This window comes from Amycolatopsis sp. SID8362, assembly GCF_010550475.1.
Lineage (GTDB): Bacteria > Actinomycetota > Actinomycetes > Mycobacteriales > Pseudonocardiaceae > Amycolatopsis > Amycolatopsis eburnea.
In genome coordinates this window covers 1-5197 of record NZ_JAAGNB010001428.1, presented here as the reverse complement: position 1 = coordinate 5197, position 5197 = coordinate 1, and the positions used below count along the sequence as shown (strand labels likewise).

Genomic DNA, 5197 nt, shown 5'->3' with positions numbered 1-5197 from the left:
AGCTGGTCGAGGCGATCATGACCGCCCTGGGCGAGCAGACCGTCACCGTCCCGGGCACCGCCGCCGCCGACACCGTCCTGCCGCGGCTGGCGGACAGCCTGAAAACCGTTCTCCAGCAACGCAAACAGGTCGCTGAGCAGGTCGAGGGGATACTCGATGCGCACCCTCTTGCCGGGGTCCTGACCTCGATGCCCGGCATCGGCGTCAGGACCGCCGCCCGCATCCTGCTCGAAATCGGCGACGCCGCGAACTTCAAGACCTCCGGGCACCTGGCCGCCTACGCCGGCATCGCCCCGGTCACCCGCAGCTCCGGCACCAGCATCAAGGGCGAACACCCCGCCCGGACCGGCAACCGCCAACTCAAACGCGCGTTCTTCCTCGCAGCGTTCGCCTCGCTGTCCGACCCGGTCAGCCGCGCCTACTACGACAGGAAGCGGGCCGAGGGCAAGAAGCACAACGCCGCCCTCATCTGCCTCGCCCGCCGCCGCTGCGACGTCCTCTACGCCATGCTCCGCAACGGCACCCACTACCGCCACCCCGAACCAGCCCCAGCCGCGGCTTGACAACCACATAGGGACACCCCCCAGGCCTCGCCGTCCTTCCGGATCCGCCAAACCTAGCCGCCGATCTCCCCATACCGGCCGCCCTGGCCGAGTCAACCGTGCCTCGCCAGACCAACCGCCCCCGCCCCGCCAACCCTCGCCCCAGCGAACAAACCCGTCCTTCGTCGCCTCCCCTCTCCCCCGCCCCCTCGGTACCGTGTCCCGCATGATGCGCAAGGCGGTCGCCGTCCGGCGGGAGGAGATCGTGGGGGCCGCGCTGGGACAAATCCGCGAACGGGGTATCGCCGGGGTCCGGGCCGCCGATGTCGCCAAAGCCCTCGATGTCAGCACCGCGCTGATCTTCTACCACTTCGGCACCCTCGAAGCCCTCATCATCGAAGCCTTCCGCCAGGCCGCCGAAACCGCCCTCGCCACTCTCCGCGCCGAACTCGAGGAAAGCGGCCCCGCCGACGCCCGCCTGAACGCCGTCCTCACGCTCTACGGCCCCACGAACCCCGGCCACAACTGGCAGCTCTGGATCGAGGCCCAGGCCGCCGCCATGCGGGACCCCGAACTGCGGGCCGTCCTGCAGCGGCTGGACCAGCGGTGGCGGGACGCCGTCGTCGCCCTGATCACCGAGGGCGTCACCACCGGGGTCTTCCGGTGCGAAGACCCGCACGGCGCCGCCTGGCGGCTGACTTCGCTGCTCGACGGGCTGGCCGTCCAGGTCGTCGCCAAGACCGGGGCCGTCACCGCCGGCGACTGTGCGCGGTGGGTCGCGCAAGCCGTGAAGCGGGAACTCGGGTGAGCGCCCTGCTCGAAGTGGCGTGGACCGATCCCGTCACCGGGTGCCGCGGGTACCTGGTGATCGACCGGCTCGTGCGGGGCGTCGCCAGCGGCGGGCTCCGGATGCGCCGCGGCTGCAGCCTCTTCGAAGTCCGCGGCCTGGCCCGGGGCATGACGCTCAAAGAGGGCCTCAACTACGACCCCGCCGGCCGCTACATCCCGCTCGGCGGCGCCAAGGGCGGCATCGACTTCGACCCCTACGACGAGCGCGCCCGCGATGTCGTCGCCCGCTACCTGCACGCCATGCGCCCGCTCATCGAGCGGTACTGGACCATGGGCGAGGACCTCGGCCTGCGCCAGGACGTCATCGACGGCGTGCTCGCCGAGATCGGGCTGCGCAGCCCCGTCCAGGCCGTCTACCCGCTGCTCGAAGACCTCGACGCCGCGACCGCCCGGCTCGCCGACGCCTTCCGGATCGAGGTCGGCGGGCTGGGGCTGGACGAGCTGGTCGGCGGACTCGGCGTCGCGCAGGCCACGCTGACCGGGCTCGAACTGCTCGGCCACACCGGGCCGAGCCGCGTCGTCGTGCAGGGGTTCGGGTCGATGGGTGGGGCCACCGCGCGGTTCCTCGCCGAAGCCGGGCTGCCGGTCGTCGGCGTCTCGGACGTCCGCGGCGTCGTCGCCAACCCCGCCGGGCTCGACGTCGAGCACCTGCTGCGGCACCGCGACCGCTTCGGCGGGATCGACCGCGACCACCTCAAGCCCGGCGACGAGCTCCTGCCGCCGGAAGCGTGGCTGGCGGTGCCCGCCGAGGTGCTGGTGCCGGCGGCGATCTCCTACTGCGTCGACAGCGACAACCAGGCCGAGGTCGGCGCGAAGGTCATCGTGGAGGCCGCGAACCTGCCGGTCACCCCGGACGCCGAAGAACTCCTCGGCGCCCGCGGCATCCCGGTGGTCCCGGACTTCGTGGCCAACTCGGCGACCAACTCCTGGTGGTGGTGGACGCTCTTCGGCGACGTCGGCGCGGACGCCGACGAGGCCTTCGGGAAGGTCCGCACTCGCATGCGCGAGCTGGTCACCGCCGTCTTCGAAGTCGCCACCCTCGACGGCTTGAGCCTGCGCGCCGCCGCCCTGCGGCTTTCCGAGCGGAACCTCGAAGCCATCCAGGCCCGGTTCGGCGAGGGAACGAATCAGCCCGCAAAGTAGTTGAGCGTTGTATGAAACTCGGCATCTACAGCTTCGGCGACCGCGCGCCCGACCCGCGGACCGGCGCGCAGCCGTCCGTCGCGCGGACGCTGGCCAACACCCTCGAGCGGATCAAGCTCGCCGACGAGCTGGGCCTCGGCTTCTACGGCCTCGGCGAACACCACCTCGACCAGTACGCGATCTCGAACCCGGGCACCGTCCTGGCCGCCGCGGCGAGCGTCACGAGCCAGATCACGCTGAGCTCCGCGGTCACCGTCCTGAGCACCGAGGACCCGGTCCGCGTCTACCAGCAGTTCACCACCCTCGACCAGCTCAGCCACGGCCGCGCCGAACTGCTCGCCGGGCGCGGGTCGTTCACCGAATCCTTCCCGCTGTTCGGCAACGACCTCGGCGACTACGACGAGCTGTTCGAAGAGAAGCTCGCGCTGCTGCTGCGCATCGACCGTGAAGACCCGCTTACCTGGTCCGGCAAGTTCCGCCCGCCGCTGGAGAACGCGCGGATCCTGCCGCGCCCCTACGGCAGGCGCCTGCGCATCTCGATCGGCACCGGCGGCAACCCCGAATCCTCGATCCGCGCCGGGCTGCTCGGCCTGCCCGTGGTGTACGCCGTGATCGGCGGCCGTCCCGAGCGCTTCGCCCCGCTCGTCGACCTCTACCGCCAGGCCGGCGAGGCCGGGGAGCACCAGAAGGAAGACCTGAACGTCACCATGGGCGCGATCGGCTTCCTCGCGCCGAATTCGCAGGACGCCAAGGAAACCTTCTACCCGTACTGGCTCGAGACGATGAAGTACGGCGCCCGCGCGCGTGGCTGGGCCGTCCCGACCCGCGCCGAGTACGACCAGTACGCCGAGTACGACCAGTACACCGCCGGCGCGCAGGCGTTGTTCGTCGGCAGCCCGCAGGAGATCGCCGAGCGGCTGATCGAGGTCGGCAAGCTGACCAGCGCGGACCGCTACGCGATGCAGATGGACTGGTCCGGCGTCCCGCACGCCGAGGTCATGAAGGCGATCGAGCTGCTCGGCACCGAGGTGCTTCCCTTGGTGGAAAAGGAGTTCTAGACGTCGTTCGCGGCGATGTAGCCGAACGTCATCGCCGGGCCGATGGTCGAGCCCGCGCCCGCGTAGCTGTGGCCCATCACCGCGGCGCTCGCGTTGCCCGCCGCGTACAGGCCGGGGATGACCGTGCCGTCCGGGCGCAGCACGCGCGACCGGGCGTCGGTGCGCATGCCGCCCTTCGTGCCGAGGTCGCCGGGGACGATCCGCAGCGCGTAGAACGGCGGTGCCCACAGCGGCGCCAGGCAGGAATTGGGCAGCACCAGCGGGTCCGTGTAGTAGTGGTCGTACGCGCTCGCGCCGCGGTGGAAGTCGCTGTCCACTCCGGACCGGGCGAGCGCGTTGAACCGGTCCACAGTGGACTTCAGCGCCGCCGCGGGCACGCCGATCTTCGCGCCGAGGTCCTGGATGGTCGAGGCCTTGAACACCGCGCCCGCCGCGTACCAGGAATCCGGGAACGGCAGCAGCGGCAGGATGTCGCGGAACAGGTACTTGTTCCGGTAGTTCTGGTCGACGATCAGCCACGCGGGGATGTCCGGCGCCGCCGGGTTCTTGTCGTACATGGTGTGCACGACGTCGCTGTAGGGCGCGGCTTCGTTGACGAACCGCTGCCCGGCCTGGTTGACCAGCAGCCCGCCGGGCAGAGTGCGCTCGGCCAGGCAGAAGTACGGGTCGCCGGGCACCGGGATGGCCGGGCCCCACCACGCGTCCTCCATCAGGTCCAGCGCGGCGCCGGCGCGCTGGCCGGCCCGGATGCCGTCGCCGGTGTTCTCCTTCGCGCCGACCGTCCAATCGGTACCGATCGGCTGACGCTGGTACTGCGCGCGCATCCCGGCGTTGTGCTCGAACCCGCCCGAGCCGACGATCACACCGCGGCGCGCCCGCACCAGCCCCTGCGGCGTCAGAACTCCAGTGACCGTGCCGTTTTCGATGTTCAGGTCGACGAGCGGGGTGTTCAGCCACACCGGGACGTTCGCCGCGAGCAGCCCGGCCCGCAGCCCGGCGGCCAGCGACTGCCCCATGGTGAGCGGCTTCTGCCCGGCGATCGCGGCGGCCGTGCCGCGGGCCAGGCAGGCGGCCGCGACCGCGGCGCCCTTGGCGTTGACCGCGGCGAGGTTGAGCCACTTGTAGTCCGCGCTGAACACGACCATCCCGGCGGGCGTGGCCAGGTAGGGCGGGTTCAGGTTCGCCAGCTCCGCGCCGAGCAGGTTTCCGTCGAACTGGTCCGGCTCGATCGAGCGGCCGTTCGGCAGGCCGCCCGGCAGCTCCGGGTAGTAGTCGCTGTAGCCGTCCATGAACCGGAACCGCAGCGGGCTGTTCGCCAGCACGAACGAGATCATCGCGGGACCGTTGCGCAGGAAGGCTTCCTGGCGCGCGGCCGGCACGTCCGGCCCGACGACGGCGGCGAGGTACTGCGCGGCTTTCGCCGGCGTGTCCGGCACGCCGGCGGCGAGCAGCACCGGGTTGTTCGGGATCCAGATGCCGGCGCCGGAGCGGGCCGCGGAGCCGCCGAACGTCGGCGCCTTCTCGAGCACGACGACGCTCAGCCCGCGCTTGGCCGCCGTCAGCGCGGCGGTCATGCCCGCCGCGCCGGACCCGACCACGACGACG

5 protein-coding genes are annotated in these 5197 nt (G+C 71.6%); 4 read left to right on the top strand and 1 reads right to left on the bottom strand.

The window, feature by feature from the left end:
- The 4 genes from G3I65_RS44135 to G3I65_RS44120 form a co-directional block, all read left to right on the top strand.
- On the top strand, positions 1-563 hold a 563-nt coding region (locus G3I65_RS44135), incomplete at its 5' end, for a transposase (protein ID WP_160701391.1).
- A 205-nt stretch (positions 564-768) separates the two neighbouring features.
- A complete protein-coding gene (locus tag G3I65_RS44130; RefSeq protein ID WP_160701390.1) occupies positions 769-1350 on the top strand; it encodes a TetR/AcrR family transcriptional regulator in 582 nt (193 codons plus the stop codon).
- Complete coding sequence (locus G3I65_RS44125; RefSeq protein WP_160701389.1) at positions 1347-2534, top strand: Glu/Leu/Phe/Val dehydrogenase dimerization domain-containing protein; 1188 nt, start codon at positions 1347-1349, stop codon at positions 2532-2534. The genes G3I65_RS44130 and G3I65_RS44125 overlap by 4 nt, the downstream gene beginning before the upstream one ends.
- An 11-nt stretch (positions 2535-2545) precedes the next feature.
- The gene (locus G3I65_RS44120) at positions 2546-3592 is read left to right on the top strand and encodes an LLM class flavin-dependent oxidoreductase (protein ID WP_160701388.1); all 1047 of its coding nucleotides are present in this window, start codon (positions 2546-2548) and stop codon (positions 3590-3592) included.
- Here the strand turns inward: G3I65_RS44120 and kstD are convergent.
- Positions 3589-5197, bottom strand: a 1609-nt coding sequence (gene kstD, locus G3I65_RS44115; RefSeq protein ID WP_160701387.1) for a 3-oxosteroid 1-dehydrogenase, incomplete at its 5' end; no start/stop codon positions are given. The genes G3I65_RS44120 and kstD overlap by 4 nt on opposite strands.